Annotated in this window: 30 protein-coding genes and 1 tRNA gene; 12 read left to right on the top strand and 19 right to left on the bottom strand. The window is 57.2% G+C overall.

The window, feature by feature from the left end; genetic code table 11:
• Positions 1-67: 67 nt before the first annotated feature.
• From fdxA to AC0L7U_RS10685, 3 genes are all read left to right on the top strand, one after another.
• On the top strand, positions 68-439 hold the full coding sequence (gene fdxA / locus AC0L7U_RS10695) for a ferredoxin FdxA (RefSeq protein ID WP_473690574.1): 372 nt from the start codon (positions 68-70) through the stop codon (positions 437-439).
• A 517-nt stretch (positions 440-956) separates the two neighbouring features.
• Positions 957-1,535 carry a CarD family transcriptional regulator gene (locus AC0L7U_RS10690; RefSeq protein ID WP_473690572.1) on the top strand — a complete coding sequence of 193 codons (579 nt, stop codon included), beginning with the start codon at positions 957-959 and terminating at the stop codon, positions 1,533-1,535.
• A 242-nt stretch (positions 1,536-1,777) separates the two neighbouring features.
• Entirely contained in the window at positions 1,778-2,659 is an 882-nt protein-coding gene (locus AC0L7U_RS10685; RefSeq protein ID WP_473690570.1) for an RNA polymerase factor sigma-32, read from the top strand.
• Positions 2,660-2,760: 101 nt separating this feature from the next.
• Here AC0L7U_RS10685 and AC0L7U_RS10680 read toward each other — a convergent pair whose 3' ends face one another.
• Both AC0L7U_RS10680 and AC0L7U_RS10675 read right to left on the bottom strand, forming a co-directional pair.
• On the bottom strand, positions 2,761-4,164 hold the full coding sequence (locus AC0L7U_RS10680; protein WP_473690568.1) for a M48 family metalloprotease: 1,404 nt from the start codon (positions 4,162-4,164) through the stop codon (positions 2,761-2,763).
• Between the two features lie 96 nt (positions 4,165-4,260).
• Positions 4,261-4,725 (bottom strand): hypothetical protein, encoded by a 465-nt coding sequence (locus AC0L7U_RS10675; protein WP_473690566.1) that lies wholly within the window; start codon positions 4,723-4,725, stop codon positions 4,261-4,263.
• 859 nt (positions 4,726-5,584) lie between these two features.
• On the opposite strand from AC0L7U_RS10675, the gene AC0L7U_RS10670 reads away from it, so the two are divergent.
• A tRNA-Arg gene (locus tag AC0L7U_RS10670) sits at positions 5,585-5,661 on the top strand.
• A 43-nt stretch (positions 5,662-5,704) separates the two neighbouring features.
• Here the strand turns inward: AC0L7U_RS10670 and AC0L7U_RS10665 are convergent.
• Entirely contained in the window at positions 5,705-6,265 is a 561-nt protein-coding gene (locus AC0L7U_RS10665; protein ID WP_473690564.1) for a hypothetical protein, read from the bottom strand.
• Positions 6,266-6,386: 121 nt separating this feature from the next.
• Here AC0L7U_RS10665 and AC0L7U_RS10660 point away from each other — a divergent pair, with 121 nt between their 5' ends.
• The 3 genes from AC0L7U_RS10660 to AC0L7U_RS10650 all read left to right on the top strand — a co-directional run bounded on the left by AC0L7U_RS10660 (position 6,387) and on the right by AC0L7U_RS10650 (position 10,887).
• Entirely contained in the window at positions 6,387-7,010 is a 624-nt protein-coding gene (locus tag AC0L7U_RS10660) for a hypothetical protein (RefSeq protein ID WP_473690562.1), read from the top strand.
• 111 nt (positions 7,011-7,121) lie between these two features.
• A complete protein-coding gene (locus AC0L7U_RS10655; RefSeq protein WP_473690560.1) occupies positions 7,122-9,506 on the top strand; it encodes a hypothetical protein in 2,385 nt (794 codons plus the stop codon).
• Positions 9,507-9,537: 31 nt separating this feature from the next.
• Positions 9,538-10,887, top strand: a complete 1,350-nt coding sequence (locus AC0L7U_RS10650; RefSeq protein ID WP_473690558.1) for a hypothetical protein — start codon at positions 9,538-9,540, stop codon at positions 10,885-10,887.
• Between the two features lie 71 nt (positions 10,888-10,958).
• Here AC0L7U_RS10650 and AC0L7U_RS10645 read toward each other — a convergent pair whose 3' ends face one another.
• The 6 genes from AC0L7U_RS10645 to AC0L7U_RS10620 form a co-directional block, all read right to left on the bottom strand.
• Positions 10,959-11,387, bottom strand: a complete 429-nt coding sequence (locus AC0L7U_RS10645; protein WP_473690556.1) for a DUF2786 domain-containing protein — start codon at positions 11,385-11,387, stop codon at positions 10,959-10,961.
• A 71-nt stretch (positions 11,388-11,458) separates the two neighbouring features.
• Positions 11,459-11,776: a hypothetical protein gene (locus AC0L7U_RS10640; protein WP_473690554.1), complete on the bottom strand. Its 318-nt coding sequence runs from the start codon at positions 11,774-11,776 to the stop codon at positions 11,459-11,461.
• 77 nt (positions 11,777-11,853) lie between these two features.
• A complete protein-coding gene (locus tag AC0L7U_RS10635) occupies positions 11,854-12,294 on the bottom strand; it encodes an HK97 gp10 family phage protein (RefSeq protein ID WP_473690552.1) in 441 nt (146 codons plus the stop codon).
• 36 nt (positions 12,295-12,330) lie between these two features.
• Positions 12,331-12,636: a hypothetical protein gene (locus AC0L7U_RS10630; RefSeq protein WP_473690550.1), complete on the bottom strand. Its 306-nt coding sequence runs from the start codon at positions 12,634-12,636 to the stop codon at positions 12,331-12,333.
• Between the two features lie 2 nt (positions 12,637-12,638).
• Positions 12,639-12,905, bottom strand: coding sequence for a hypothetical protein (locus AC0L7U_RS10625; protein ID WP_473690549.1), 267 nt, complete (start codon positions 12,903-12,905; stop codon positions 12,639-12,641).
• Positions 12,906-12,908: 3 nt separating this feature from the next.
• Complete coding sequence (locus AC0L7U_RS10620; RefSeq protein ID WP_473690547.1) at positions 12,909-13,661, bottom strand: hypothetical protein; 753 nt, start codon at positions 13,659-13,661, stop codon at positions 12,909-12,911.
• A gap of 66 nt (positions 13,662-13,727) precedes the next feature.
• Here AC0L7U_RS10620 and AC0L7U_RS10615 point away from each other — a divergent pair, with 66 nt between their 5' ends.
• Positions 13,728-14,129: a hypothetical protein gene (locus AC0L7U_RS10615; RefSeq protein ID WP_473690545.1), complete on the top strand. Its 402-nt coding sequence runs from the start codon at positions 13,728-13,730 to the stop codon at positions 14,127-14,129.
• A 13-nt stretch (positions 14,130-14,142) separates the two neighbouring features.
• Here AC0L7U_RS10615 and AC0L7U_RS10610 read toward each other — a convergent pair whose 3' ends face one another.
• Both AC0L7U_RS10610 and AC0L7U_RS10605 read right to left on the bottom strand, forming a co-directional pair.
• On the bottom strand, positions 14,143-14,403 hold the full coding sequence (locus tag AC0L7U_RS10610) for a hypothetical protein (RefSeq protein ID WP_473690543.1): 261 nt from the start codon (positions 14,401-14,403) through the stop codon (positions 14,143-14,145).
• Positions 14,404-14,498: 95 nt separating this feature from the next.
• Positions 14,499-14,885 carry a hypothetical protein gene (locus tag AC0L7U_RS10605; protein ID WP_473690541.1) on the bottom strand — a complete coding sequence of 129 codons (387 nt, stop codon included), beginning with the start codon at positions 14,883-14,885 and terminating at the stop codon, positions 14,499-14,501.
• 135 nt (positions 14,886-15,020) lie between these two features.
• Between AC0L7U_RS10605 and AC0L7U_RS10600 the strand changes: the two genes are divergently transcribed.
• Both AC0L7U_RS10600 and AC0L7U_RS10595 read left to right on the top strand, forming a co-directional pair.
• Positions 15,021-15,674 carry a HEPN domain-containing protein gene (locus AC0L7U_RS10600; RefSeq protein WP_473690539.1) on the top strand — a complete coding sequence of 218 codons (654 nt, stop codon included), beginning with the start codon at positions 15,021-15,023 and terminating at the stop codon, positions 15,672-15,674.
• 254 nt (positions 15,675-15,928) lie between these two features.
• Positions 15,929-16,219, top strand: a complete 291-nt coding sequence (locus AC0L7U_RS10595) for a hypothetical protein (RefSeq protein ID WP_473690537.1) — start codon at positions 15,929-15,931, stop codon at positions 16,217-16,219.
• A 175-nt stretch (positions 16,220-16,394) separates the two neighbouring features.
• On the opposite strand, the gene AC0L7U_RS10590 is transcribed toward AC0L7U_RS10595, so the two are convergent.
• From AC0L7U_RS10590 to AC0L7U_RS10570, 5 genes are all read right to left on the bottom strand, one after another.
• Positions 16,395-18,701, bottom strand: a complete 2,307-nt coding sequence (locus tag AC0L7U_RS10590; protein WP_473690536.1) for a bifunctional DNA primase/polymerase — start codon at positions 18,699-18,701, stop codon at positions 16,395-16,397.
• A gap of 101 nt (positions 18,702-18,802) precedes the next feature.
• On the bottom strand, positions 18,803-18,940 hold the full coding sequence (locus AC0L7U_RS10585; protein WP_473690534.1) for a hypothetical protein: 138 nt from the start codon (positions 18,938-18,940) through the stop codon (positions 18,803-18,805).
• A gap of 172 nt (positions 18,941-19,112) precedes the next feature.
• Complete coding sequence (locus AC0L7U_RS10580; protein WP_473690532.1) at positions 19,113-19,361, bottom strand: helix-turn-helix domain-containing protein; 249 nt, start codon at positions 19,359-19,361, stop codon at positions 19,113-19,115.
• Positions 19,351-19,626, bottom strand: a complete 276-nt coding sequence (locus tag AC0L7U_RS10575; protein WP_473690530.1) for a hypothetical protein — start codon at positions 19,624-19,626, stop codon at positions 19,351-19,353. The genes AC0L7U_RS10580 and AC0L7U_RS10575 overlap by 11 nt, the downstream gene beginning before the upstream one ends.
• Before the next feature lie 33 nt (positions 19,627-19,659).
• Positions 19,660-20,520: a tyrosine-type recombinase/integrase gene (locus AC0L7U_RS10570; protein ID WP_473690528.1), complete on the bottom strand. Its 861-nt coding sequence runs from the start codon at positions 20,518-20,520 to the stop codon at positions 19,660-19,662.
• A gap of 376 nt (positions 20,521-20,896) precedes the next feature.
• Here AC0L7U_RS10570 and AC0L7U_RS10565 point away from each other — a divergent pair, with 376 nt between their 5' ends.
• Together AC0L7U_RS10565 and AC0L7U_RS10560 are read left to right on the top strand one after the other, a co-directional pair.
• A complete protein-coding gene (locus AC0L7U_RS10565) occupies positions 20,897-21,781 on the top strand; it encodes an ATP-binding protein (protein ID WP_473690526.1) in 885 nt (294 codons plus the stop codon).
• Positions 21,775-22,071, top strand: a complete 297-nt coding sequence (locus AC0L7U_RS10560) for an STAS-like domain-containing protein (protein ID WP_473690525.1) — start codon at positions 21,775-21,777, stop codon at positions 22,069-22,071. Before AC0L7U_RS10565 ends, AC0L7U_RS10560 begins: the two co-directional genes overlap by 7 nt.
• On the opposite strand, the gene AC0L7U_RS10555 is transcribed toward AC0L7U_RS10560, so the two are convergent.
• The 3 genes from AC0L7U_RS10555 to AC0L7U_RS10545 form a co-directional block, all read right to left on the bottom strand.
• The gene (locus AC0L7U_RS10555) at positions 22,058-22,762 is read right to left on the bottom strand and encodes a recombinase family protein (protein WP_473690523.1); all 705 of its coding nucleotides are present in this window, start codon (positions 22,760-22,762) and stop codon (positions 22,058-22,060) included. The genes AC0L7U_RS10560 and AC0L7U_RS10555 overlap by 14 nt on opposite strands.
• 168 nt (positions 22,763-22,930) lie before the next feature.
• On the bottom strand, positions 22,931-23,683 hold the full coding sequence (avs3b, locus tag AC0L7U_RS10550) for an AVAST type 3 anti-phage proein Avs3b (protein ID WP_473690522.1): 753 nt from the start codon (positions 23,681-23,683) through the stop codon (positions 22,931-22,933).
• A complete protein-coding gene (locus AC0L7U_RS10545; RefSeq protein ID WP_473690520.1) occupies positions 23,667-26,459 on the bottom strand; it encodes a hypothetical protein in 2,793 nt (930 codons plus the stop codon). Before AC0L7U_RS10545 ends, avs3b begins: the two co-directional genes overlap by 17 nt.
• Between the last annotated feature and the right edge of the window lie 9 nt (positions 26,460-26,468).

Raw genomic sequence — 26,468 nt, 5'->3', positions numbered from 1 at the left:
GCTTGCCTATTCAAGACTGCGATCAAGACCGCCAGTTACGAGACCATAGCCGCGATAGAGGATTTCGATGACCTACGTCGTCACAGATAACTGCATCAAGTGCAAGTACACCGATTGTGTCGAAGTCTGCCCCGTGGACTGCTTCTACGAGGGCGAGAACATGCTCGTCATCAATCCTGATGAATGTATTGACTGCGGCGTTTGTGAGCCTGAGTGCCCGGCCGAGGCTATTTTGCCGGATACCGAGCCGGGTCTCGACAAGTGGATCGAGCTGAACGCTGAATATTCCGAGAAGTGGCCGAACCTTGCCGAGAAGAAGGAAGCGCTTCCTGAAGCGGAAGAATTCGACGGCAAGAAGAACAAGCTTGAGGAATATTTCTCCGCAGAGCTGAGGCACCGGCGTCTGAGGCAGGGCCCGCAGATCACTTTTCTGCATTAAAATCAGACAGGCGCGTCTTCGGGGCGCGCCTTTTGTCTGTCTTTGGCAAACAATATCGCGATGAGCGTGGATCAGGGCAAAAGCGTCGTTGAGTTCAAAGCCAAATTTTGTGCTCTTAAAAAGCGGTAAACACGCGCTGCGAAAAAGCCTGTCATTATTGGCAATGTGTTTGCGATAAATGAAACCACCTATCGTTACACTTTAATTTTTCAGAAACTTGTGCTATATTTGCTGGATAGTCGTTTGGACGTACCCAAGTCCCCCCTAAAGGAGGCCCCAATGCAGTCGCATGCCAAGATGGTTTGTGAACGATCTTGTTTTGCTGCGTCACCTGATAGGGACTTTCTAAAGTGGATTTGAACGGCTGACCACCCAGATACGCCCAATATCAACAGGCGTTCCCGAAAAAGGATCGCAGGTTGGTTTTGTGCGCGTCATTAAAAATTATAAAGAGCCGCTTTTGTGTGGCTCTCGAACGGTCTTTTAGACCGGCAACTGCGCAGGAGTAGAAAAGAGCATGGCGACAGGTATCAAAAAAGCCGCGCAGCGTCAGGGTTTCAAAACCGGCGAGTATATCGTGTATCCGGCTCACGGTGTTGGCCAGATCACCGCGATCGAAGAGCAGCAGGTGGCTGGTATGTCGCTTGAACTGCTGGTGATCGAGTTCGAAAAAGACAAGATGACGCTTCGCGTCCCCGTTGCGAAAATTGCTTCGGTGGGAATGCGCAAGCTGGGAGATCCGGAAGCTGTAACGCAGGCTCTGGAAACGGTTCGTGGTCGTCCGCGCGTCAAGCGCACCATGTGGAGCCGCCGCGCTCAGGAATATGAAGCAAAGATCAACTCTGGTGATCTGAGCGCCATTTCTGAAGTTGTGCGTGACCTGTATCGCTCCGACAGTCAGCCTGAACAGTCTTACTCCGAGCGCCAGCTTTATGAAGCTGCTCTTGACCGCATGGCTCGTGAAATTGCGGCCGTAAACAAGTGCACCGAAACGGAAGCTGTTAAGCAGATCGAGCAGAATCTCGAGAAATCCCCGAGCCGTATCAAGGCTGCCGCCAAGGCTGCTGCCGGTGAAGAAAGCGATGAAGATGACTAAGGAAGAAGAAGCTGCTGCCTGATCCTCTTAATTGATCCGTCAGCCTGTGGTGTGACGGCGAGACCTTTTGGAAGCCCCTGGTGTTGCAGCCGGGGGCTTTTTGTTTGCATGCTCAAAGTATCGCATGCCGGGCTAAGATATGGTCAACCATGTTCGAGGGTGGTGTAGCTTTCAGGCATTCGTGGTGATCCAGAGTCAGTTCTGTTGCGTAATTATGGCTAAGATTGATCTGGAGATATGCAATGTCCATCAAGATCTTTGAGCCGGATACAAACAGTCATCTCATGCACGTCGCGCGCAAGGCGCCTTATCTGACGCGTGAAGAAGAGCAATCGCTTGCGACGCGTTGGAAGGCAGACCGAGACAAGAAGGCGCTCGACACTTTGACGATGGCGCACACGCGCCTCGTTATCGCCATTGCCAGCCGTTTTCGAAAATATGGATTATCGCTCAGCGACCTGATCCAGGAAGGCCATATCGGCTTGATGGAAGCGGCCGCGCGTTATGATCCCGACCGTGAAGTTCGGTTTTCGACCTATGCGAGTTGGTGGATCCGGGCCTCCATTCAGGACTTCATTCTGCGAAATTGGTCTATCGTGCGCGGTGGGACGTCCTCGGCACAGAAAGCCTTGTTTTTCAGTCTGCGCCGCTTGCGCTTTCGTCTGTCCCGAACGCAAGACAATCTGACGAGCGTGGAGATGCACCAGAAAATCGCGGATGCTCTGCACGTCAAGCCGAAGGATGTTGCGTTGATGAGCGCGCGGCTGTCCGCTCCGGACATGTCTTTGAATGCCCCGCAATCGGATGATGAGGATGGCAATGGCGCAGAGCGTCAGGACTTTCTCGTCAGCGAAATGCCAGGTCCAGATCAGCTCGTCTCTGGTGCGATTGACGGCGAACGGCGAACCCGTTGGCTGCAACAGGCGTTGCAGGGTCTGTCTGAGCGTGAAAAGCAGATCGTGACAGAGCGTCGCCTGACCGACCACGGTGCTACGCTGGAGGTGCTTGGCAAGTCGCTTGGCATTTCAAAGGAACGTGTGCGCCAGATTGAAGGGCGCGCCATTGAAAAGTTACGGGCGGCACTTGTCAGGCGAAACAGTGATGTGAGCGTCTATCGCGCGTAAGCCGTAGATAGAAAAATTCGTGAAAGGGGCGGGATTTGCCAGGTGCAGTCCCGCCCTTCGTGTATCTCGCTTCGATTTCGTCACGTCCAGAGAACTTCTGATTAGTCGACCACCAGCTTGATCGCCGTCCCCGGCCTGATGCTGTCGTTCGGTTCGATTGCATTGAGCACCGAGAAGAACGTCAGGCGTCGGGAGGGCTCTATCCCGCTCATGCCAATTGCCAGACTGCGCGGGGTATCTCCCGGCTTGGACCGGATCACCTTGATGCGCAGGGAACGCAAGCGTGCCTGCTCGGTTGGGCTCAACTGCCGGAAGGTTTGAAGTGTATCACTGAACGCCTGCTCAAATTGGCTTTGCGGCTGGCGTGTTGCAAAGATGAAGCGATAGCCAGTGCCGCCGATGCGGAAAACGGCGATGCGGAACGACCATCCTTGGGTGATTGCGGCGGCTGTGACGCCTGGAATACCATTGACTGTCTTGCTTTGAATGCTGTCTGGCAACAAGCCGTTGACCCACCCGGAGCGCATGTAAGCGTCCAGCGTCGGGAACCCGCTGATGTCAGCGCCATCAAAGCGCACCGCCACACCATCACCATCGCTGGCAAGTACTGCTTCCGGTGAGTTTTCCAGCACATAGCCCTTGGGGACGGTGAAACTGATGGCCAGCGCCTTGTGCAGGAACGAGCGGCCACGCACGAACCCTTCCAGGGGATCATCGCCATAAAGCATGCCGTTGATTTCGCTCAGATAGGTGTCCCGATCTGCCTTGTAGACGTCCGGTGCGCCGTAGTGACGGGCTTCCTGAATGGCCAGACTCACGCGTTCCGGCGTTGAGGGGTGCGACGAAAGGAAGTCCGGCGCGCTACTCTTCTTTTCCTGAGCGGATTCGAAGTCGGAATAGGCAGCCATGGCTTTCAGGAACCGCGCAGCGGCAAAAGGATCATAGCCAGCCTTTGCGAGCGTTTTCACGCCGATGGAATCGGCCTGAAGTTCCTGCGCTTGCGAGAAGCGGGCAAAGGACAGCTCGGACGACATGATGGCCGCGCGCGCTTTCTCCTTGTCGTCGACCACATTGGTGACGATCCGGTTAGCCAGATCGCGGGCTTCTGCACGTTTTTGGCGGGCAATGGCATGACGAGAGGTGACATGTGCCATTTCGTGCGCCAGAACGGCGGCCAGCTCTGATGTGTCATTGGCCAAAGCCAGCAGGCCGCGTGTGACATAAAGATAGCCGCCCGGCAAGGCAAAGGCATTGATGGCGGGCGAGTTCAAAATGGTAACGTGGTAGGACTGAGAGGGGTCCTCGGAGGCTTCCACCAAGCGACCGACGATGCCTGCGACAGCGCGTTCCGCGCCAGGGTCCTTGTAGACACCGCCATAGGTGGCAACGACGCGGGGATGCTCGCGTGCGCCAATATCGCTGTTGGAACTGGCAGGGCGCAGCGTGCCGGGCGCAATGACGCGGCCCTCGGGAGTGGTGTCGGAAAAAAGTTGACACCCGGTCAAGGCTTGCAGCCATGGCCACAACCATCAGCTTGCGAAGAAAATCAGTCGAAGAGAAGCGCGCGTTTCGTGTGGTCGGAGCAGGGCGCAAGTGCTGTGTCACTCTTTGTCCTTTTTGCCTTCCAAAAGCCAGAGCTGCCCGGGGTGGGTTACGTGCATCAGGGGACCTTTTTTATTCGTTATCAAACCTCGCAACAGCACGTGCCTTCCCGGCAGATCGGTCAATCTCAAACCTTGTTGCGTCAGCCATTTGCTGACACGTAATTCTGCCGTTCGGTCCAGTGTTGCGGTCAGATCCGTATTCCAGTCCTCACCAAAATTCAGATAAAGCGTCTTGGGAGTTTTTCCAAGAGAAACTATGGTCCCTTCGATCAGAACAAAGTGGCCAGATCGGGTCGAAAGTTGCCTCAAGTGCAACGCGGGAAGCGGTTTATAGTTGCGCCATAGTCCTTGACCGTGCGCACGTGCTTGAGCTTCAAGTTGCAGAAAATCTCTGGCACATGAAGCACTTGCAGCATGGGGTGCAAAGAGCGCGCGCCCTTGTTCTACAGCTTCCGCCTGCATCAAAGTGACTTTTATATCACTGAGTGCATCTGTTTTGTCACGAGGACCTTGCGTGTCTCGAACAAGCCAAGGCTGGCGTCAGTCCCCAGCGGTTTTCGGGGCCGGAAGGATAGGCCATCCATCTGGTCACATCTGGCTGTACTCTGTTTTGTATGCCGGTCTTTGGAGGATGCAGATCGGTGGCGATAAACCGGTGCCCGTTGGGTCCGAAATAGAGCCCGCCGCGGCTTGGTCCGACGACGCGGATCGCGGACGTCTGGTGGCTGACAGGCATGTCGCCCTGCGATAGGGTCTGCTTTGAAGGCAGGCAATCTGCAAGTATATCCGCACGCGCAGTCAGTGGCATCCCCATAAGGCAGGCGATCACCGGCGCCAATCTGATACCCTTTCGGAAAAGACCGCGGCGATCGGGTTGTTCGCATGCGAAAGTCTTCGCATAAAAAACCCGCGCACCGCATCGGATTTCTCGCTGGCCGCCGTCGCATGAGGTAAACGCATGCAGTCGGTCTTTCAGGTTTTTGCAGGTGCTTGCCGGGTGCAGGATCAAAGCCTCTCTCGCTGTGCGGCAAGCCTGATGGGCAATTGCGGCAGTGCCATGGTCTCGCATCTGTGAAGGTCTGTCGAGCCGGGTTGTCTGGTGATGTTTCAGAGCCATGTCCGTTGCTGTAAAGTGCCGCAAAGAGGCTCGCACACCTCAAGAATTCGTGCTATGCACCGACCCCGTGGTCCCGTAGCTCAGCAGGATAGAGCATCAGATTCCTAATTCGACGCTCTTGAGACGAAAAGGCTAATCGGATCATAACCATAAGTCGCTTCGGTATCGACCAAGTACCGAATAGGCACCGAAAACTGCCAAATTGGTCCCGTAGCTCAGCAGGATAGAGCACGAGATTCCTAATCTCGGGGTCACTGGTTCGAATCCAGTCGGGATCACCATTTCCAGCGCAACGCTACCTTAACGCGAAGTCAGGTCCTTAGCCTACCTCACGAAACGATTTGCCGCTTCAATTTGTAAACCGAAGGTCGGGAGTTCGATCCTCTCCGCCGGCACCATTTCCGGGACAAGCCCTTCAAAGTTCGCCAGCAGACGCCTATCCTGCGCCGTATGACGCTCGAAGAATTCACCGCTCAGCTCAACGCCACCACGTTCTGGAGGGAATTCACCTTCTCCGAGACGCGGTTTTTCCCTCGTCCAAAGCAGCAAGTCGAACTGGCAGACGGGATTGTCAAAATCGGCTCGTTGGCCTTCATTTTCCAGCTTAAAGAGCGGGCTGAAGAGACGTCGGACCCAGAGGCTGAGCGTCATTGGTTTCAGAGGAAGGTGCTCCGCAAGGCGACAGATCAAATCAAGGCCTCCATGCGCTACCTGGCCGAGAATGAGGAGATCCGCCTTGCCAATGGGCATGGCTATGAAGTCGCGATTCGAGGAGCCGACCTCGAAGACGTCAAAAAGATAGTTGTATTCCTCCCCGGACGGTCGCTGCCAGAGGAATGTTGGGCAACCAAGTTCCACATTTCGGCTACCGCCGGCTTCGTCCATATCCCTAGCCGCGAATGACTATCTCGGCGTTTTAGACAAGTTACGTGTCCCTGACGACGTGCGGCTTTATTTTAAATATCGGGAAGCTGTCCTGCCGCGACTACGAGAGGCTGGCGCTGTCGTGGAGGAAGCCGACATCATGGTCGGATTCCTTTCAGGTAAGGACCTCCCAGAGCCGGGATCGATTAAACGGCTGGGCGCATTCGTGCAGGACTTCGATGCGTTCGATCTGTCAAACATAATGCGTGACCTTCAAGATCATATTGTTAATCCGGACGGGAGCTCGGAATACTACCGGATCATGGAGGAGTTCGCTCGCGTTCCCCGATCTATCTGGCGCGAGTTCAAAACCAGGCTCGTCAGATCCCTTGAGGCCAGTAAGGTTGGAGAACCTCGTCGGCCGTTCAGATTCGCCTTCCCGAGAACTGACTGTACGTTCATGGTCGCGAGCATGGATCCGGATTGGCCAGCAACGGGAGCGGACGGCTCCAGGATGAGAATGAGTGCCGTTACGATGTTCACCCAAGCGGCGAAGTACGATCTGAAAACTCGAGTGGGGGTCGGGCTTCTGATCTCGAAGGACGGTGAGTACTTTCAGCTCGACTGGTGTCTCGTCGACGAACCTTGGGCGACTGATGCCAAGATGGAGGATCTCCTTGCAACAACCTCACTGTTCGGGCCTGTTCGTGAAAGGACAGTAGACAGTTTCTTCTTTCGTGACGCGACGTTGGGGTCAGAAACCTGAAAACGCTTCTGAAAGCCTTGAGCGTATTGGCTTCCACCCTGGATCGTGCGACATGCAATCTGCTAGCACCGATAGAAATAGCGCGACCAGCGTTAGAGAAATGAATCGAAGATGGAAATTGAAGACGGAGAGAACAATCTAGAAGAAATTTTTGCACGCATGATGCCGCCGGACATTCCTGAGAAGGTATTTGTCGCGGAGAATGCCGAGTTGTCGAAGATCAGCGGATGGGACAAGCAATATGCCGCCGCTGTGTTGTCCGGTCTCTGCACTGTTCCCGAATTCCATGCGAACGGCATTAGGCTCGATTGGCTCCTGAGACTCGTGTTGAGCAAGTCGGAAGGTGCTCATAAACCAACCTCTCAAGATTTACAGCGGGCTTTGAATGAGGGCTTGTCGCAAGCGGGCGTAAACCGGCTGGAGGACCCGAACGAAGATTTGCTTTGCGACCTCATCGCTACGAGACAAGGCAACTTTCGAATCTTTCCGGGCCAATGGGAGCAGGCAACCGCCTACACGCAAACGCTCATCGAAGCATTTGAAATGCTGCCCGACGCATCACTCAAGCGCGACGCATTGCGTGCCACGCGTTCGCTTCTGATCCTGAGCGATGCAATTGCGCAGAGAGCGCAAGTAGATCGGGGCACGCCTTCTGGAGGCGACACGTTCGGGAGCATAGCGCTGCCGGACGATTCCGTGCTCTCCCAGCTCGCTCAACGGGTTCGATTTACCCACGGAGATTTGGAGATGCTTGGTGTCCAGCCTGCTTCGCTCATCCCCTTTGTATTGGATGCGGAGGCACTTCCGTTCGTCAGCACCAGCGCCATAGGGGACACACCTCTTGAATTTTATCCGCTTCTCTCGCTTCGCGGCGAAGTTCTGGTCGTCAGCCCCAACAACATTTCAATTGCTGTTCGGAGCGTCCTCGCCAACACCGCAATCAACGGCGGTATGACCAACCGATTGCAGTATGAGCTTATGCGCAGGCAAGAGATTCACGCGGAAGCAACTGGCTTTTGGCCTGTACCAAGACTAAACCTTTCCGAGCCAGTCAAACATTCGCTGCGAGGCATGGTTACCCAATATGACTATGGCCGGTATCTCCATGTCTTGCAGATACCAACCAGCTTCGAGGATTTTCCGCAGGCCGGATTTGCAACGGTTCGTCCTCTCTCACAGGAGACCAATCAGTTTATCGCTGATGACATTTCGCGCTTCTGGCGCTTTCTCGAAAGTCAGGGGGATTGTCGGGAAAGCGCGACGGTGCTGCTCCTCACGGGATGGGGTGTGCCCCACAGCTTCGCACCACCTGTTAGGCACGAAGAAGCCCCTCAGAGTTGGCAATTCATCCCGTTAGCCTTCGCAGACGCTACCCAACTCGGGGCGTGTGACGGCGGCAATTTCACGGACATTGTCAGACTGCTGAAACAGCATGACAGATTGAATACCGAAGGCTTCGAGTTTGTGAACGCGAATGGCCTGCTGAACCTGTTCGGATTTTTTCGGTCCACTGACGGCAATCTTATTCCGGAACATCTAACAGAAATCGTGCCTCCCACCATGATTGGCATGGGCACCAACGAACTCCTGGAGCCTCGGATCGAGGGAATTACCCGGCGTAATTATCGAGCCCTTGAAGCACTTGGAAACGAGCACAAAGTGGTTCAAAGGACCGAGTGGGGAAAGGACGGCTCGCCGCCGATCTATGCGAGCGTTGATGATATCAACGAGGGCCGCTTGTCCGGAGCAGTTGCGATCGCTGGGCGCGCTTGGTGGATAGAGTCCCAAGCCAACGAGGGCGAAAGCAGGGAGTGGCGCTACCAGATATGGAACGCAACTCTGCAATGGCTGGGAACAATCGGCGCCACCATCGTAGAGCGCTGTCCCGACCGGTTTCCTACGCGGGCCATGCGTATCACCTTGGAGATCCCCAAAACACAGGCCTTCGAGCGAATTTCAGCCGGAAGGGCAGCAGGGTCGATCCGCGATACCGTCGAGATCCGCCGCTCTGACGATGGCGCAGGTGGGGCCATTGTTATCCAGGATCGCTGGCTGCCCTTCCTGCAATCGGCAGAGAATATTGCAGAGATTGAGTTGGCCGCAGCGGCGGTAGAGCTTTTGAGCGAAACCGGCGACAACCCACTATCGAGGACAGAAATTGCTGAAATCGTTGCAGCTACCATCGGCACAAAGGATTGGCGCTGGCTCCACGCTTTTGAGGCCAAGATACCGCTTGAACGTCTTGCGGGCCATCAACTGATCCGATTATTCAAGCGTGTTCCTCTCTCCGCTTCGTCGCTCGTCAAATGTCAGTCGGTCTGGTCCTTTCGGAGCAGGGCTGAGGGAATAGATATCAAAGGTGAAGATCAGTGCCGGGAATTCCTTGCAAGATACAAGCAGGAAATGTTGGCCTCGATTGTCCGCGATATCCGCAGCTTCAATCGCATAGCGCTGGCAACAACAGTTGCACACGACTACCAAGGCAGGGAGGCGTGAGCAGGCAAGGTGGCGGGGAACGATCCGCGCTTTGCGCGCTATCCGTGGTGATCAAGCAAATCAAACGGCCTTTGAGCGGCAGAACGAGATCAACGCTGTACAGCGCGCGGCAAAAGCGATCCTGGAAATCGCCGCATGTGAAGCGCCCGAAGATGGCGGTCTTGAACCCGGCCGTGCCGACGTGGAAGAACTCTACGCCAAAATACTCCTGCTGATCGGAAACAGCCAGCTTTTCGCCACCATACGCGCCGGACTTATCCCGCCAAAAATCAAGCTAAGTCCTGCCGGTGATGTGCTTACGGAACGGGCGATGCTCAGCAAGCTCCTAGAACCTGGAGCCCTTTGGGCGACAAACAAAAGTCTCGACTTTGCTTCCGACGAGTACGTCAAAAAAGAGCGACGCGAGTGGCAGCCGCTGGAAAAACGGTCCGGATGGAACGCGGACTTGAAACGGGCGATTGAGGCTGAGTACGGAGTTTCGGCCGACGCGTTTATCGATCTGCAGTTCGCGCTTACGGAGTTCGCTGAAGCGAGCGAGCTCAGTATAATTGCGGCGAGGCACTCGGAACTTGCCGGGATTTTGGCAAAGCACCCGTCGTTCAAAGACATTGACCCGCAACCGATCCTGACGCGTCTGACTCTTCAAAGACGGAGTTGCTGGACGGCGGGACTGCCAGAAGCCGATATTGATCTAGGGCGTTTCGATAGGCCGTTTTCACTTATCAATCGCCCTCTTCTGATGATGGACGACCGTAAGGACGATCCGCTCGTACTGATGTCTCCGATCCTGATCTCGGATTCGGCCATGTATTCCATTTCCGGGCTTATGGAAGGAAATCTGAATAATGCTTTCTGGCAGTCGGACCGGGCACGGAGCTATGCCGGAGAGCAAGGGCGTCTTGCCGGGGAGGCGTTCGAGGAGTCTGTGGCGCAACGCCTGCGTGAACTTGGACTGGATGCTACGGCGCGGTCAAAATTGTCCGCCATCCTGAATCAGAAGGTGCCGCCGGAGCTGGGCGATGTCGATGTTTTTGCCGTCACCGAAGCTCGCGACCGCGTCTACGTGGTCGAGGCAAAAGATGTAAGGCTTTGCCGCACGGAAACCGAGGCAGCGGCCCGAATGTCGGAATATCGAGGTCGAACGAATCGAGATTCAAAGGGACGCGAGAAGCCGGATAAGATGCTTCGCCATATCCGCAGAGTTCAATATCTGCGGGACCGAGCAGAAGCGATAGCTAAAAACCTGAAGTTGCCGAAGACGCCCGAGGTGAAAGGGCTGCTGATTGTCGACGCTCCGCAGCCCATTAATTTTCATATGCTTGACGAGCTGGCCGATGGTGAGAGCTTATTCCTCGACACCATCGCAAGTTATAACTTCTAGCGGGATTTGGCGGCTGCATGTCGATAGCTCGCGATTGCGCATCCAAATTGGAACGTGACCCACTAGGTGAATTACGACGAACGCCTCTGCATCTTGCTTGCATACCACCTGACAGATTTCTCGCTAGTTTTCGCCCCGTCGATCCGGGTATTCACCTCCTCGGCGATGCGACGGTAGGTCCAATCCTGATGCTCCGCGATCAGTTGCTCGGCGAGCTTGCCGATGCCGCGTCCACGGCCCGATGCGGCGGCCCGTGGCTGCTTCGAAGGCTTCGGCGCCGATGTCGCCGAGCCGAACGTCGTCGAAGGCCTCGGCGGCCACCGGAACGCGCCCGGATCGAGCTTGTATTTGGCGATCAGTTCCTCGGCCTTCTCGAAGACCGCCGCAGCCTCGCCCGGCGTGCAGCCGTTGGCCTCGGTCTTGTCCAGCAATGCCCCGACGCGCCGCTTGACCAGCGGCAACTCTCTCGCGTTCGGCTTCTTCATGGTGATGTCTTCCAACGGCGGGATGCCGCTGGGACCATGCTGTCGCGGATGAGGGCGTCCGCGAACCCTGCCGGAAGGGAGAATCTTCAGGGCTCGATGGCGCGGGATCGGTCCTCGTCGGAGACGCTGGTTGCCAGCAGCTCGGCCGAAACCCGCTTGAGGAATTGCCTGTGCCGACCGTCAGGCGCGAAGGACGCAGCCAGCATGTGGTCGCCGATCACCATGAATGCCTGTTCGCCATAATGCTGGCGATAGCGAACAGCGGCGTGGCTAACGTCTGCGTCGGACGGCTCGCGCCTGCGGTCGAATCGCTCGGCGATCAAGATCAGCACGCCGCCGACGATCGCCGCCCCGTACCAGGTCGCGATGCCCGCATAAATCCAGGTCGTGACGGTCGAGATCAAGTCCAAAGGCGTCCACCGGCTCGGGTTACCGTTGAACGCTATCGTGCATATAGATCCTCGGGAGCGTGGGGCGGCCCTCAGTCTTTCAGGATTTTGGCTCCGCGGACGGTAGCCAGACCATCCATGACGGCCAGTTTCACGAAGTCGGCCGGCGCCTGCGCTGAATGCCCATCATTGAGTGCACCGATATACGGCAGGCTGTTCGAGATATGGATCGAGCCGTTCTTGCCGATGTCGAATTGTTCGATTACGGCTTCGGCCTTCCCGATGGCGATTTCGGCATTTGCCGTTGCCGTGCTGCCCTTCTCGCCTGGGACATGAGCCGGAAACAGCTTTTGAAGCGCCTGATCCAACTCGGCCGTCCAGTTCGATCGAGCCCTGCCGGTATCGACCGGGGTGGCATTGATCACGGTGCGGGTGACGGCGACTGCGCAGTCCTTCACAGTCTGCTCGACGCCGTCTTCGACCTCGACCGAAATCCGGCTCATGCGGTTGGCAAAATCATCAAGTCCGGCCATGGCCGCTCTCCCTTTGTGCCCGATGAACAAGAAGTGTCATGAGCGGATCACCGTCTTGCAGTAAGGCCGAAAGCCGGGATCGACTGCGCCCGCGAAACTGTCCAAGGCCCACGGATCGCGGACGAGTATGAATGTCGAATGCGTACCGGACAGCACCGGAACCGACACGGGCCGATAGCCCGCCTCGATCAGCCGCGCGAGGTGGTAGCGTTCCAGCGGCGTATCGGCATAGCAATCGCGGTCAAGACCGGCCCCGCCCCACAAGTCCCTGACTTGGATGACCGACCTTCCGGCCAGAAGCCACAAGAGCTTTTCCTTATAGGCGGTGCGCGGTCTGGCCATGATCAGGTCCCGCGCATGAACGAACCGCCCCGGTCAAGGTTCGGCCACGTGGATTGCGCCCGCGCACCGACCGGCAGACCGGCGACGAAGGCGGCAGGCGCCGCAGTGAGATCGACGGACGACCAGCCGACGAGCGCATTCGGCTCGCCAAGCAAGGTTTCGGCAACGACGCGGGCGGTGGATGCGGAAGCGCCCACCGCAACAGCGAAATTGAGCCCGTCAGCGCGGCGCTGCTCCTCACGAGCGGGGTAGAAAGCGAAAGTAGTCATAACTCAGTCCTCCTGGGTTTCTTCGGCGTCTTCGTCTTCAAGGTCGGTGAGGTCGGCACCCATGGCCTGCTCATCACGCCGCATCAGGGCGATGTTCACGGCGCGGGTGGCGTTCGGCTTTCCCGTCTCGAAGGCGCTATCGGCATGAACCGCCTCGACGGCGAGCCGATCAACCTCGGCAATCGCCTGATTGACCTTGCGCCATTCGTCACCGACGAGCGCGTCGGCCAGTTCCTGCGAGGAGAAAGCCCGGTCGTTGACCGGCAGGCCGGAATTGCGGGTGAGGAGCGCCGCCGCTAGTTCCTTGTCGCCGGTCGATGCGGCCAAAGCGGCAAGCGAGGCCAGTTCGATCTGACCGGACTTTTCGATCTGGTGAAGCAGGCGGCTGCGGCGCTCCGAGCCGAGACCTTCGCGGGCCAGCATCTGCACAGGACTCTGATAATGCGCGCGGGCCGAGTTCGCGTCCTCGCGCAAGGCACCGATCGCCTTGAGATAGGCCACTCGACTGTCGAGGGACTGGCGCTTCAACTCGGACCGGAAGCTGTTGACGGCGCGGGTCACGACTTGGCTGCGCTGGTTGTGGGGAAGATCGGCGAGCGAGCGCTCCACATCATCGCGGCGCTGCTTCGCTCGCCCTTCAAGTCCATCAAGCAGCCTGGATTGCTGCTCACGATTTTCTCGGGCCCGGCGCAGCCGGTCGATGACGTCCGTCACGGACATCCACCGGTTCGCGAGGGTCACTTTATTGACCGCCATGTTCATCTCCCTTCGCGTCACGTCACGCGACGGTCCGGGGAGCAAACAGGCGCGGGCTCAGCCGTCGTGTTGTTCACCGCCATCGCGGTACGGACGGCCCATCGGCCGCCCGGACATGATCAGGATGTCGTGGAGGTCAAGGCCGCAGAGCCAGCAGATGTTAATGTTGATGCCAAAGGGGCGCGCTTTCCTGTTCCCTCTCCCCGCAGCCATTTTTTGAACTCGGCTGCAAAAGGAGAAGAGAAGATGGAAAAGATCGATATCGCAAAGTACAAGAACTATGTTCCGCCCGTCATGTGTTTCTCGTGCGAGCACTTCGCCCCTGACATGAGCCATCGATATCCGTCGACACGTCGAGGCGAATGTCGGCGAACGGCACCTAACCTCGGTGTCGAATCCGTAGGCGCCTGGCCGACCGTTTCGGAGCTCGACTGGTGCGGTGACGGCATCAGTAGAATCCCCGACTGATCGACCAAGAACATCAGGCGTCGCCCGAATTCGACCGGTGCGACGCCTGATGTTCCTCGGCCATTGCGACCCACAAGGATTCGGGCATCGGCTTGATCGCCCAGAACCAGGCCCCGGTCGGCTGGCCATACCTGGCGACAAGCTGATGCGCGCCGCCTGCTGTCGCGACGGCAATTGGCGCCGTAGCGGTGAGCGATGCCGCCAAGACTTCGACGGCCATCAGGTCGCGCAACATCCGCTGTACGATCTCAGTTGATTGGGATGATTGTGCCATGCGTCTTCGCCTCGGTTTCGGCCACGAGATAGCGCCCAAGCAGTTCAATCAGGGCTGCGCGATCAGCCGGCTCCATTCTGGCGATAACACGCGGATTAAGGCCGGCTGGCGCCGTGGCGGCCGATCCGCCTTCCGCTGTGAATGCCAAGGAAGCCGTTGAGGCGTTCGGGCCACCGAAACTTGAGCAATACCTCGATCAGCCGATCCGAAGGCTCGACATCGGCCATGGAGCGCTCGAACGCCTTGCTCAGCACCTGATGGAAAGCAGTATCCATAGCGGCGCCATACCTTGAACCGAACTCGGCGTCGCGCCGCCGGTGATCGTGGATGGTGGCGACCGAGATGCCGATCTGCTCTGCCGCTATTTTCGGCGAGCCGGTCCTCGCGACGATGTCCAGGACTTTCGTCTCTATGGCAGGCGTCCACCTGCGATCCTTCTCGGGACGGCGGACCTCGCGTTTTTCCAATGACCTGTCCGACATGGTGCAACTCCTCGCGTGATCTGCCGCGACCATGCGATGTGCGGAGTTTGCGGGGAGCCATTGAAGTCGAATAGCTAGGCGGTCGCCCAATGGCAGGATACTCTAGTCGCACAAAATAAATGCAGGGGGCGCGGTATGCCAAGCAAAGCACTGGCAAAATTTGAACATTCAATGATGAAGGATGTCGATCGTATCATCGACACTCATACCGGTCTGCTGACTGGCGATAAGGGAAAAAAGGCGCTTGGGCACCTCACTCGCGCAGGAGTTTTGCTCCTTTGCGCCGCTTGGGAATTGTACATTGAGGAGGTTCTGATTGAGGCTGTTTCCGCATGCAGAGATAAGGCAAGCGGGCCAGACGATTTGCCAAAGACTGTACAGAAAGCGATTGCCAAGCACGTTGCTGATTCGAAACACGAGTTGAAAGCACTTGCTCTTGCTGGTGACGGCTGGAAGGCAATGTACCTTGAAATCGCCAACGAGGCAGTTGTCAGCCTCAACACTCCGAAGAAACACAACATTGATCAGCTTTTTCTCAATCATGTTGGAATTTCCGAACTATCAAGCTGTTGGTCAAAAGGGCCGGTGGCGATCAATGACTTTGTGGAAGCAAGAGGTGACGTGGCGCACCGTGGCAGCGACTCAGGCTACATAAAAATTTCCAAACTTCGTGACGTGTATAAGCCCAACATATGCCTATCGGCCATTGAAACGGACAACGCAGTGACAACTTATATTAGGGGTGCTTTCAACCCAAAATCATATCCTTGGAATAGGCGTACCCTATAGTTTTCTAGCCCCTGCTGAAGCGACCTTCAAAATTTTGGGAAACAGCCTGCCGGCGCCGTTTTCCATCGGAGGGCACCCATCAGGCATACGGACGCCCCAGGGCGCCGGCTACATCTCCAAGGGAAGTCGGTTGTTGGCCCGAGCCGCCGTGCCGGTGCCTGGTCCGGTGCTTTGGGTGGTGTCGCCGACCATGCCCTTGTTTCGACTCACCTTTCAGGCATGAAGCGCCCGATCATCAATTCAAGGGTCTGAGGTTGTGGCCCTCTCGGCAGGCCCTGGCGGCTTTGACGATTTCCAGCCTGTCCGACCCCCGCGCCGATGTCGTGGAAGCCACCAACGGCCACGCCGTGGTGCCTCTTGCCGCCGCCTTCCGCCCGGCTGACTGCCTGGGTCTCACGCGCGAGGACTACGGGGTCTGCGCGAAATTCGCCTCCGAAAGCCATGCTGCCATCATGGAGCAGGGCCGATCCGGCCGACCTCAGGTCCGACGCGGCAAGCGTGGCGGTAGACCGGTAGACAAAGGTTTCGCTCGGTTCGAGTTCTAAAAGGATCGGTGCCGAGCCGCCGCGGCGATCCCCTTCGGCCCCTCATTCGCCGTCATAGTCCATTCTGCTGAAATCTGTAAATTGCTTGTCTACCGGTCCACTAAGGCACTCAAGGCGCTGAATTTGCTGCGACAATCGGTGGACAAGTCTCCCGGTCCACCGATTGTCCACCGGTCTACCGCAAAGGCGCAAGATCGAGCCCTTCGAGCGTACGAAACGCCAGATAGGCATCGATCCGTCCAGCCGCCCCGACGTCCTGCCAATGGTCGTGGTTGCGCACCGACCAAAGATGAAACGCCGGCCGCTTGCCGTCTCCCTTGGTGTAACGGGTGTGCTCGACGGCGCCGAGTTCGCCCTTCAGGACCTTCGACACGCGGGCGCGCAGGTTCGAGCGTCCACGCAACGCCGAAGGCACCGCATCGACCAGATCGTCCACGCGCACGAGGTCGAAGTCGAAAGGCTGTTCGCCGGCTTCGAAAAGGTCGAGCAGATAGGACTCTGCGTCTCCCATGCCGAGCCGCCGCATGGCCTCCTTGCCGACTGTGGCCGGCGCCACGCCGTGAGGGTTGAGTGATACGCGCCTTTCAAGCAGCCAGTGCTTGACGAACGCCGCGCCGCCATCGGCAAGATAGCCGAACAGCCGCCGATAATAATCTTCGTCCCGCTTTTGCGCAGGCGAGAAGACCACCAGCCAGCGCCGGTCGCCATGCTCGATCGGCAGAGCGTCGTCGTGATTCGTGAAGCAGAGGAAGTTCAGGCAGTTCGGGATCGAATAGATGGAGCAATTCTTCTCCTCGATCCGAAGCGTCGGGTCGGTGATCGCCGGCTTGAGCCGGTTCGCCACCTCCCGCCGCCCGAGCGTCATCAGTTCCTCGATAACGGCGAGCTGCGCGCCCTCCATCCATGCCGTCCAGCGCGACGTGACCTCGTCATTCGAAGGCCGCACGGTGTTGCGCGAGCCGACGATCGCCTCCATCAGATTGCCGATCCAGCTCTTGCCGGTCCCCTGCACGCCGCGGATCAGCAGCGCGAAATGGATCTTGTCGGCAGGCCGCTGGACCAGCAGCGCCAGATAGTCGAGCACATGGTTGCGGTCGTCCTCATCGGGAAACAGATGCGCCATGTGATCGAGGAAGATCGCCACATCGCCCGCCTTCGGCTCGACGCCAGACTTCCGCCAGATGTTGTAGCGGCCGCCATCCTCGCCATCGGGAAATTCGTCCGCCTCCGGCAGATAGACCAGCGTCTCGAACTTGCGCATCGGCAAATTGCCCTTCCAGATGGCGTTGAGCACGTCGCCGTCAGGCTTGAGATTGGCATGGACCGACTTCCACTGTTCGGTGCGGTACTTGCGCGTATCCGAGCGCCTGACGAACTGGTAAGGCTCGACGACCCAGACCCATTCGTCCCAGACGCCGGTCATGCGAAGCGTGCGCCGCTTCCGCTCCTTCGGCTCTGCCCGAGGTGCATCGCCGATGTCGTCGGGAAAGTCCTCGACGGCAGGCGCGCGCAAAACCTCCTCGATGAAGGCGCCGTGTCCCGCGTCGGACAATGCCTTCAGCAAGCTGCCAAGCGTGACACCGCCCGGCCTCGGCTTGAACGATGCCCACCGCCTTCGAATGTCGGCCTCGTCATCGGCATAGGCTGCGTCCGACATCGACCAGGCGACGAACTCGTCCATACCCGCGCCGCCCGTGCCGCGATGGCTCGCCATCATGATCGCCAGCCAATCGTCGTGACGGCCGTTATAGGCCGTCGCGTCCAGCCTGGAGAGAAGCCGTTCCAACTGCTCGGGCGTGATCTCGCCGTGCGCATCGGCCGACAGCTCGACGGAACGCTTCGCAATCGCGTCCAGGAAGGCCGTAGGAGCCTCGGGCGATTCCGAGAGCGACAGAGCAAGCGGATCGTCATCGAGGCCGTATGGCTTGCCGGTTTCGGGATGGATCGAGCCTGCCGCCACGACCTGTCGGCCGAACGACTTGAATTCGATCCCCTCATAGTTCGGCAGGCCGTTGACGATCTCGGCATCGGCCGGCTTGCGCAGATAGAGGTGCAGACCCCCGCCGCCGGTCCTGACGAAGGGAGCCTCGGGCAGACCGAAATCCGCCGTCAACCGAGCGAGCGGATCGTCGCCCGCCGCAAAGTGCCGAGGATCGACATCGACGACCAGGTCGGTGCCACGCAGACGAACGCCGATATTGCCGCCCCGCGTCATCCTGGACTTGGCCCTTTCGAAAGACAAAGGCGAGGCACGGCGCCATCCCTTCTCAGTAGGCGCCTTGCCGTTGATCGGAATCAGGTCGTGACCGGCAGAAGCATGAGCATCGAGCGCGTCGGGATCGTGCTTCGACGGCGTGTCGGATGCCTTGGCGGCGATATCCTCAGCCTTGTCGAAGTCGAACGCGACGGTCTTCTCCAATGCTCCTGCGGGCGCGCCGATCCCCTCGGCGCGCCCTTCTTCATTTTCCAAGAGCCTGCTCATCGACCATCCTCCCCGCGAATGAAGGCGTCGAGGTCGGCGACGTTGTAGCGAACCGTCTTGCCGTGAAAGACATGGTAACGCGGCCCGGCGCCGCTGCCGCGCTAGGAGCGCAGGGTGCCGGGCGTCGAGGAGAGATAGACCGCCGCCGCTTCGGTATCGTACCAGGGACTGCGCGAGTGGGTGTCGAGAACGCGGCGCACCGCGTCCTCGATGTCGTTCTTGGTGAGAGTTGCCGACATGGCATAGACCTCCGTTGAGCCGGCATTTCTGCCGGCTGGTTTCAGACATTGATTTTCTGTCTGAGGAGGACCGGGATCGCCCCGGTCACGCGCTTGGCCCTTCGGCTCCTCGAGAGCGCGCGTCGTCTAATAATCACCGATCAGGATCGGCAGACATCAACGTTTACAGTGCCTAAGTCGTTGATTTCTCGTGAGGCGGCATCGTCGGCTGGAGGTTTTTTGCCGGTTGCCGCCCTTCGAAGGCTTCCAGATCGACGATGTGATAGCGGACGAAGCGTCCGCTCACGAGGTGAAAGGCCGGACCCTTGCCGGTCGAGCGCCACCCCCGCAGCGTGCCCGGCTCCCTTCCGAGATGCCGGGCGGCCGCTGAGGTGTCGAGCCAGGGGCTGGCAATTTCCGGGGTTGCCGGTTCATGCGGCATGGCGGGCATCCTCCGGTTCGACGACAGCGAGCGTCGGATGGCGGCCGGCAAGAACCTTGTCTTCCAGCGCCTGCGCATGCGGCCGCAGGTGCTCGACAAGATGTTCGGCATGGACGTATCCGCCCGATGCGCCCGGAAGCCGCTGACCGAGAAGCAAAGCGCTTTCGGCATAGGGCACGCCGGATGCAATAAACAATGTGCGGGCATGGTGACGATACTCATGCGGGCTCGGCAGGTCCGGACCATCCTCGCGCGGCTCCGTCACATGACCGCAACTGCTCAAGGGCGACGGCCAGAGTCAGGGATTGTTCAAGGGCTCGTCCTCGGCAAGGCGATCGCGGATCATGCCGGCAAGCCACGTTCCCATCGGAAACAGCATCCGGCTGCCGGTCTTCATGTGGTCGAAGGTCAGCACGTTCTTCTCGAGATCGATGTCGGCCCGGCGCACCTGAAGGATCGACGACCTTCGAGCGCCGGTCAGAAGCATAGCGCGGTGCAGGTCACGCCGAATGGGCGACAGGCTCTCGCTCGCCCGCCACCACGCCGCAAGATCAAGGCCGTCGACCTCGCGCCGCTTCGGCATTGGAATGCGGATGGCGGAAACCTGATTGGACGTGATCGACTCGTCCATCCGCATGGCAGTGTTGATGACGGCGCGCAGGGTGCGCATGACGCCGCTCGCGGTCGTCTGACCACTCTTCTCGCGAAGCCGGTCGTAGATGTCGCGCACCTCGGAGCGACCGAGATCGGCCACTGCCCGGTTGCGATAGCGGGCGAGATAGTGGTCGACGTGGTAGCGATAACTCTCCTCTGTCGCTTTTCGGAAAGGCTTCTCGCCGAGATGTATTTCAAGGGCCTTGGCGACCGTGACGCCGCTTTCTTCCGGTCCCGCGGTCGGATCGACGCCGGACTGGATTTGCGACATGATCGCCTTGGCCCGGTTGCGGGCCTCGCGCAGGCCGATGCGGTCCACGCGGTCAATCTTGACCCGCACGGTGCGGACGTGCCGGCCGTTGCGGCGGACATCGCCTTGAACGGCGTAGGTCTTGGTGGTGGCATGGCAGACGACCATCAGGCCCTTGACCTGTTCGTCGCGCCAGATGCCTGAGCCAAATTCGAGGTCCCGGATGCGGGCCTCGGTGAGGTTGATGACAGCCATTTTCGTCTTCTCCGGAGCACTGTGTGGAGCACCGTACGGAGACCTTTACGGATCAGCGTACATCGACGATGATGTCGCGCAAGTGGCTGTCCGCGAACCATTAATCCGCAATAACTCGTTATGGATCAACGACTTCGTGCCGAATTCCTAATCTGAGGGTCACGCGTTCGAATCGCGTCGGGATCACCAATCTTTTCAATATCTTAGAAGAATTTGCCACTGCATCGAATTGGATCATGTAAGCGCAATGTAAGCGCAAGCTTTCTAATTGCTGATTGGTCGATTCTATGTTGGAAATGCAATTTTCCCCCTTACTACGCTGGCGCGAGTCTTGGTAATTATCGCCAGCAGAAGATTCGCGAACCGGCCAGTGGATATGGTACAAGTAATTAATTTACCTTGGGAATTTCGAGCTCAGAGACTATTCCCGCTTATGCGAGAAATTTTTGGCGACTTTACTGAAATCCCAAAAAAGGTGTCTTTTAATTTTTCAACAATGGGATTTGTTCGACCTTCCGGCATCGTCTTTCTAAGCAACATTTCAAAATTTCTTCTGAGAAATGGCTGTGAAGTCTACTTCACAGGGCACGATATTCAGAATCAATGTATAAAATTTCTAGATGATTCACTGTTTTTTGAGCAACATCTTGGGAGTAAGCTAGACGCTTCCAGTACACCACGAAATACGACCCGACCTCTTCTTGAGGTTCGGCACGAAAATAGTCACAATTGGATAAGACAGAATTTCATTCCGTGGCTTTCGGCAAGCTCCAACGTGCCTGAACACGATCTGATGGAACTCGCTAGCTGCCTATCCGAATTATTCAACAACATATCAGATCATACGGAGCTTGAGGTTGGGAGCATTTTTGCTCAGTGGTATCCGACCACTAATAGATTAGAAGTTTGCATCGCAGACTTCGGCTGCGGAATTCCAGAAACGGTAGGCCGGATAGTAGAAGGATTGCCTGACGATCAAGCGATAATCCAAGCTTTTGAAGATGGTTTCTCTTCACATAGCACCCCCAGAAACAGAGGAGCGGGATTGTTTTACTTGCGTCAGAATGTGGTGGAACGGCTAAACGGAAAGCTTAAAATCCATTCAGGTAATGGCGCCGTAACATTTGAGTTGCGCAACGATTCTTTAAATACTATGAGCGACGTTGGAACTGGATTGTGCCCAGGGACGTTGATTGAGTTAGAGTTTAGTACTAACTTGATCGTTCCAACGAATGGAGAAATGGAGAATATCGAATGGTAATCTTCATACGAAATTTGGTAGATAATTGCGACACGAACGCACAAGGCGCGATCGTGCAAGCTGTAGTGCGCCAACACATTAGTGATCGCATCAAGGTTACACTCGACTTTACCGGCGTACCGAACACCACGTCTTCTTTCGTAAACACAGCGTTTGTTGAGCTTCTTAGCGACTTCAGTTTCGACACGTTCAAAAAGTTTGTCGCGGTCAGAAATGTTAACCGGCAAACTGCGGACCTGATTAAGTCGCGTATGATGAAAGAAGCGCAGCGAGATCTTATTGCTGCGTAATTTTGCAGCCTGCAGCCTGTAGCCTGAGCAATAAATTCCTAACCGTCGATGCGTGCCATCTGCCACCACGGGTAGTGCGGATGCTTCTAGCGTTCAATTCAGCTGCAGTTGCACCAAGAGATACGTGCCCGAGGGCCTTGATGTCTTCGATGATCGGCGCGACCGAGAGCATGAAATCGTCCGTCTTCGTCTGAAGCGCCTTCAAAGCGTGATCCGGCCGGCCGTTGGGCCTGTAGCCGCGATCACCTCCCAGCTTCGTCCCGCGCGCCTTGGCGGCCGCAAGAGCGGCCTTTGTGCGCTCACTGATCCGGCGGGCCTCGTCTTCCGCGACCGCGGCGAGGATGTGAAGGGTCAGCCGGTTCGCCTGCGGATTGTCACAGGCGCTGAAATCGATGCCGCTGTCCATGAGTGCCGAGACGAATGCCACATTGCGGGCGAGCCGGTCGAGCTTCGCAATGATCAGTGTTGCGCCAGTCTGGCGACACAGAGTGAGGGCCTTTTCCAGCTCAGGACGATCCTTCCGCTTGCCGCTCTCGACTTCCACGAACTCTGTGATGTGTGCGTCTGGCGTCGACAGGAGGTGCCGGCTCACCGCAGCTTGCTGGGCCTCAAGACCGAGGCCGGACGCACCCTGCTGTTTGGTGGAGACACGGTAATAAGCGACAAAGCGGAAAGGTTTCACGGTATTCATGCCTGTACAAGACTGATCAACGAGCGTTGATCAGTCTTGTACAAGGTTTCGACAAGTAGAGGAATCCTATTATTTGATTTTTGATCACGTATGATCGAGGTGTGCATCAAGAAAATGCAGCAAGAGAATGGTGAGGTTGTTCCGAGAAGCAATTTCGACTTTTCTGAATTACCCCTGCCGGTCAGTGTCATCTTTCGGAGAAAGCGTTTGGAGGCGTTGCTCGAGGTGGTCTGCGACGATTTCGGCGGTATCAATGAAACCGCGCAGACTGCTAATTCTATCATTGAGAAGCGAACGTATTGGCTCGCTTGGGTCAGGATCTTTAATTTCCTCCGCAGTTTTCGAAATGTAGCGCACTACGACATCAGGTACGGTATTGTCTTCGATCCCGCTCGCCAGTTCCACCCATTCCTTTGATTTGTCGAGCGTGGTATCCGCAGCTTCAGCGAGGCAGTAGCCAATAAGAACCTTTGCCTCATGGTCCAGTCTATCAGCTAAATCCAACCACTTGGCTTGCTCTGGTGAATCTGGCGCTTCGTCGATCGGCGGGCGAGCCGGGCGAAAATATCGCGGTATGCTATTTTCTGGATCGAGACTTTCGATCGTGCGCGTGATGGGTTCCAACTCCTCGAAAGGTCTTGTGCCGTTCCTCATCCCTGCTCGGTGCTTCCACAGTGCTAAGATTGCGGCGAAACACTCTTGATTGGCGGCGTCCTTTTTGTCGGCAGACACCGTCTCCGCTCTCGTAATTAGCTCTGCAATGTAGTGCGCCATCCAAAGCCCGAGTGTATCGCTCGAATTCTCCTGTCCCAACTCGCCGACGAGCTTTCGGCCGAGTGCAATTATGCGTTCGCTAGACGCCGCACCTTCAGATCCTGCCGAGGGTGTGCTAGGCAACTCGTCGTTAATTTGATGATCCATCACATTGCACCACTAGATGACTTGGCAGCCAAAGGCCGACTTTTCCTTCAATAGTTTCGAGAGACCCGTCGCGGCGAAGTAAATACGGTCGGGTTTGCGTGACCGAGGTTTTATCGTCGTAGCTCACGGTTCCACGATCATCGGTTTTCCGCTTTGTGAGCGTTACCGCAATTAGAAGGTCAAGATCCTTCGCGTTCAGCACGTCTCGTAGAGCCGCGGCGGCCATCAGGAGCCGATATCCCTCTGAATGGATGCGACCACCATAAGCCATTCTCCGATCGTCTTGATCGCCGGTTAGATCCCCCCATGCCTCGTAAGTAAATGCTCGAGAACCATCCGGGCGATGCCATGTCGGCCTGCCATTGAGCGTCGTCTGTGTAATCTGGAGGAGTTCACTTGCGGACCGCCCGGGAAAGTAGACAACTTTGCGCCGGCCGTTTCGAAGTGGATCGAGTTCATCTATCCCAAGATCGCCATCGTTTAGGCGAAGCCAGCCCAGAAGACGAAAATTCTGCTCATCGATTGCAAACTCGCCTCCTTCTTCATGCGGTATGATGTAGTCATGGCGACTTGGAGCTAGTTGAATCGCCCGCAGAAGTGCCGAGGCAGTTTGAGGGGATACCAACGCGCTCACAACATCGGCGTCGAAGCCAATCTTAGTAGACCGCGCGTCCCAATCAGCGGCAATGACGAAGTCCTGGCCGGATGTCAAACCCGCTGCGGAACGAAACTCCTCCTCCTCGATCTGGGCCAACCAAGCCTCAGGATCCGATGGCTCCTGCCAGAGTTCGGGTTTGGTCGGCTTGGGTGCTACATCATCGGAAAGCCAGGACGGCGGCGCCGAAAGGCCCTCCGCACGCAACCAACGCGGAAGCGTATAATAGTCATCTTCTTCGTCGTCTGGTTGAGCGAGGGGATGGCTACGCAGGAGAGCGCCAATGACACAGAACATGGCGTGCCACTCAAGGTGCGTAGTATGGCGCTCCAGAGACGGGAGTGACCCATGCCTGTTCAAGGTGGACATGCTGCCCCTATTCATGCGTGCCAGCCGCGGTTGCGCATCCCAAGCCCACTCGGCATCGCCGGCGGCCCATTGATCTACGATGAACGTCTCGGCTGTATCCAGAAAGACTTCCTGCGACACATCGGCGAACATCCGTGACGCAGGGCCGTACCAATACGGAATCGTATCCATGCTGTCGAAATGGAACCGTCGGCCCTTGATCATTTCGTAACTTACGTGTCCGAAACCGCGGTTCCACCCATCGGAAGAATGGGATGGCGGCAGAGATGAGCTATTCACCTCGGCCAATACTGCGAGTTCTTCCTCGTTAAAAGACACTATTCCGGCTCTAACCAACTTGCGGACAGCTGATGCGGCAAACTCTCGCATTAAAACATGTGGAAGCTCTACGTCCCTAGCTATCGTCAGGAGCGTACGTGCGTGCGGACGGACAGCCTCTGGTACCTCATCGGCAATCTTATCGAGCGCAATTAGGAGCCAAAGCCTTGCAGAAAGCCAGTAAAAAGGGGCTTTAGGATCGCGAAAGGCTTCTTCAGTTCGCAAGTCGATGAGGTCTACGAGCGCATCGATAGTCGGCGTTTCGCCAAGGCGGGCAAGACGTCGAACGGCATGAGCCGCGCGCCACCGTAGAGGAACTTCGACGTCGCTCATCATCGCATAGAGAAATCGAGCTTTTGCCTCGGAGTGTCCGGCCGGAATCAGATTGAGACGTCGTGACTCCCTATCCTCTACCGGCACTGCGACCTCGAGGCGCTCAGCGAACCCAATAGCCACGTCAGCGGACACCGCCGGCTGAGCGTAGCTAGCTATAACCCCGACGAGGGCATAAAGCGTTGTCGCATCTAGATAGTCCACGTTCTGCTCAATGCCCGATATGAGCGCCTCGATAATTTGAGCCGGTTCGGCCTCGGTGGCGGTAAGTACATCCGCGAGTGGGGAATATCGGTATGATAAACCACGGCTGAAAGCGGGAAGCTTTGCCGCAACGACACTCAGCAAGTGTTCTCGGCACCAGCCGCGAACCGCGGGCCGGTCTTTCCATTCTGCAATCCGACGGGCGATTGTTTCGCCAATTTCTCCGTCGGTTGCATCTTCAGCATTGCAGGCTGCGAGCGCCTCCAAGTGAGCTCTGCGATCACTAGGACTGACCGTTTCTGCCATACGATCGAGTACGTTCCCTGCGGAGAAATATGCCCCCGCTTCTTTCCGCATCTCGAGCAACTTACTCAGCGTCCGATCGATAGCCTCGGGGCTGTTGTAACGTGTGGCAGACCACTCAAAGGTATCTCGAGGGTCGACTTTCTCCTCTCTCGTTGGCCTACGGGATGTCCACCGTTCCTCGATTTTTGGGATTGGCAGTGCTTTCTCGTGAAACGTCGTCAATGCCCGGAGCTCGCACATCCAACCTTCGGTCGCTTCTCCCCCGACGAGGTTCTCAAGAGCTGCAGGAATGTTGGGCCGTTCCCCGCGTCCGAAGTACAGGCATTCGTCTCTCGCAAGCTCCTCTGATAGCTTGCGCTTCTCCTTGCTCGCCTGAGCTCCACCTGCGATGGAGATGAAAATATCCTCTTCGGCATGTTGAAGCAGGGGCAGTAGCGATGTCGCGAACTCAGGAGTGAGAGCTCCGCTCGCGACACCTGCTCGAAGAGCCGCTGGCAAAGACGTATAACGGCGAACTACGTCCTCATCATCCCAACGTGAAATAGCTGCCAGCGCAATACCAAGATCGAGCTCTAAGAGAGCTTCGATCATTTGCACCCA

Source organism: Roseibium sp. 10G30-5 (assembly GCF_055809635.1).
Note: the sequence above shows the minus strand (reverse complement) of the source record. Positions and strands in the feature narration are given on the sequence as shown.

Coding starts and splice junctions, on each gene's coding strand:
- AC0L7U_RS10620 (WP_473690547.1), bottom strand. CDS start 13,661: ATGGCGGTCAATAAAGTGACCCTCGCGAACCGGTGGATGTCCGTGACG.
- AC0L7U_RS10590 (WP_473690536.1), bottom strand. CDS start 18,701: ATGAGCAGGCTCTTGGAAAATGAAGAAGGGCGCGCCGAGGGGATCGGC.
- AC0L7U_RS10655 (WP_473690560.1), top strand. CDS start 7,122: ATGGAAATTGAAGACGGAGAGAACAATCTAGAAGAAATTTTTGCACGC.
- avs3b (WP_473690522.1), bottom strand. CDS start 23,683: ATGGATCATCAAATTAACGACGAGTTGCCTAGCACACCCTCGGCAGGA.
- AC0L7U_RS10665 (WP_473690564.1), bottom strand. CDS start 6,265: ATGGACGAAGCCGGCGGTAGCCGAAATGTGGAACTTGGTTGCCCAACA.
- AC0L7U_RS10685 (WP_473690570.1), top strand. CDS start 1,778: ATGTCCATCAAGATCTTTGAGCCGGATACAAACAGTCATCTCATGCAC.
- AC0L7U_RS10560 (WP_473690525.1), top strand. CDS start 21,775: ATGGTAATCTTCATACGAAATTTGGTAGATAATTGCGACACGAACGCA.
- AC0L7U_RS10570 (WP_473690528.1), bottom strand. CDS start 20,520: ATGGCTGTCATCAACCTCACCGAGGCCCGCATCCGGGACCTCGAATTT.
- AC0L7U_RS10630 (WP_473690550.1), bottom strand. CDS start 12,636: ATGGCCAGACCGCGCACCGCCTATAAGGAAAAGCTCTTGTGGCTTCTG.
- AC0L7U_RS10675 (WP_473690566.1), bottom strand. CDS start 4,725: ATGCAGGCGGAAGCTGTAGAACAAGGGCGCGCGCTCTTTGCACCCCAT.
- AC0L7U_RS10610 (WP_473690543.1), bottom strand. CDS start 14,403: ATGGCACAATCATCCCAATCAACTGAGATCGTACAGCGGATGTTGCGC.
- AC0L7U_RS10690 (WP_473690572.1), top strand. CDS start 957: ATGGCGACAGGTATCAAAAAAGCCGCGCAGCGTCAGGGTTTCAAAACC.
- AC0L7U_RS10580 (WP_473690532.1), bottom strand. CDS start 19,361: ATGCCGCATGAACCGGCAACCCCGGAAATTGCCAGCCCCTGGCTCGAC.
- AC0L7U_RS10585 (WP_473690534.1), bottom strand. CDS start 18,940: ATGTCGGCAACTCTCACCAAGAACGACATCGAGGACGCGGTGCGCCGC.
- AC0L7U_RS10555 (WP_473690523.1), bottom strand. CDS start 22,762: ATGAATACCGTGAAACCTTTCCGCTTTGTCGCTTATTACCGTGTCTCC.
- AC0L7U_RS10625 (WP_473690549.1), bottom strand. CDS start 12,905: ATGACTACTTTCGCTTTCTACCCCGCTCGTGAGGAGCAGCGCCGCGCT.
- AC0L7U_RS10605 (WP_473690541.1), bottom strand. CDS start 14,885: ATGTCGGACAGGTCATTGGAAAAACGCGAGGTCCGCCGTCCCGAGAAG.
- AC0L7U_RS10600 (WP_473690539.1), top strand. CDS start 15,021: ATGCCAAGCAAAGCACTGGCAAAATTTGAACATTCAATGATGAAGGAT.
- AC0L7U_RS10545 (WP_473690520.1), bottom strand. CDS start 26,459: ATGATCGAAGCTCTCTTAGAGCTCGATCTTGGTATTGCGCTGGCAGCT.
- AC0L7U_RS10565 (WP_473690526.1), top strand. CDS start 20,897: ATGGTACAAGTAATTAATTTACCTTGGGAATTTCGAGCTCAGAGACTA.
- AC0L7U_RS10635 (WP_473690552.1), bottom strand. CDS start 12,294: ATGGCCGGACTTGATGATTTTGCCAACCGCATGAGCCGGATTTCGGTC.
- fdxA (WP_473690574.1), top strand. CDS start 68: ATGACCTACGTCGTCACAGATAACTGCATCAAGTGCAAGTACACCGAT.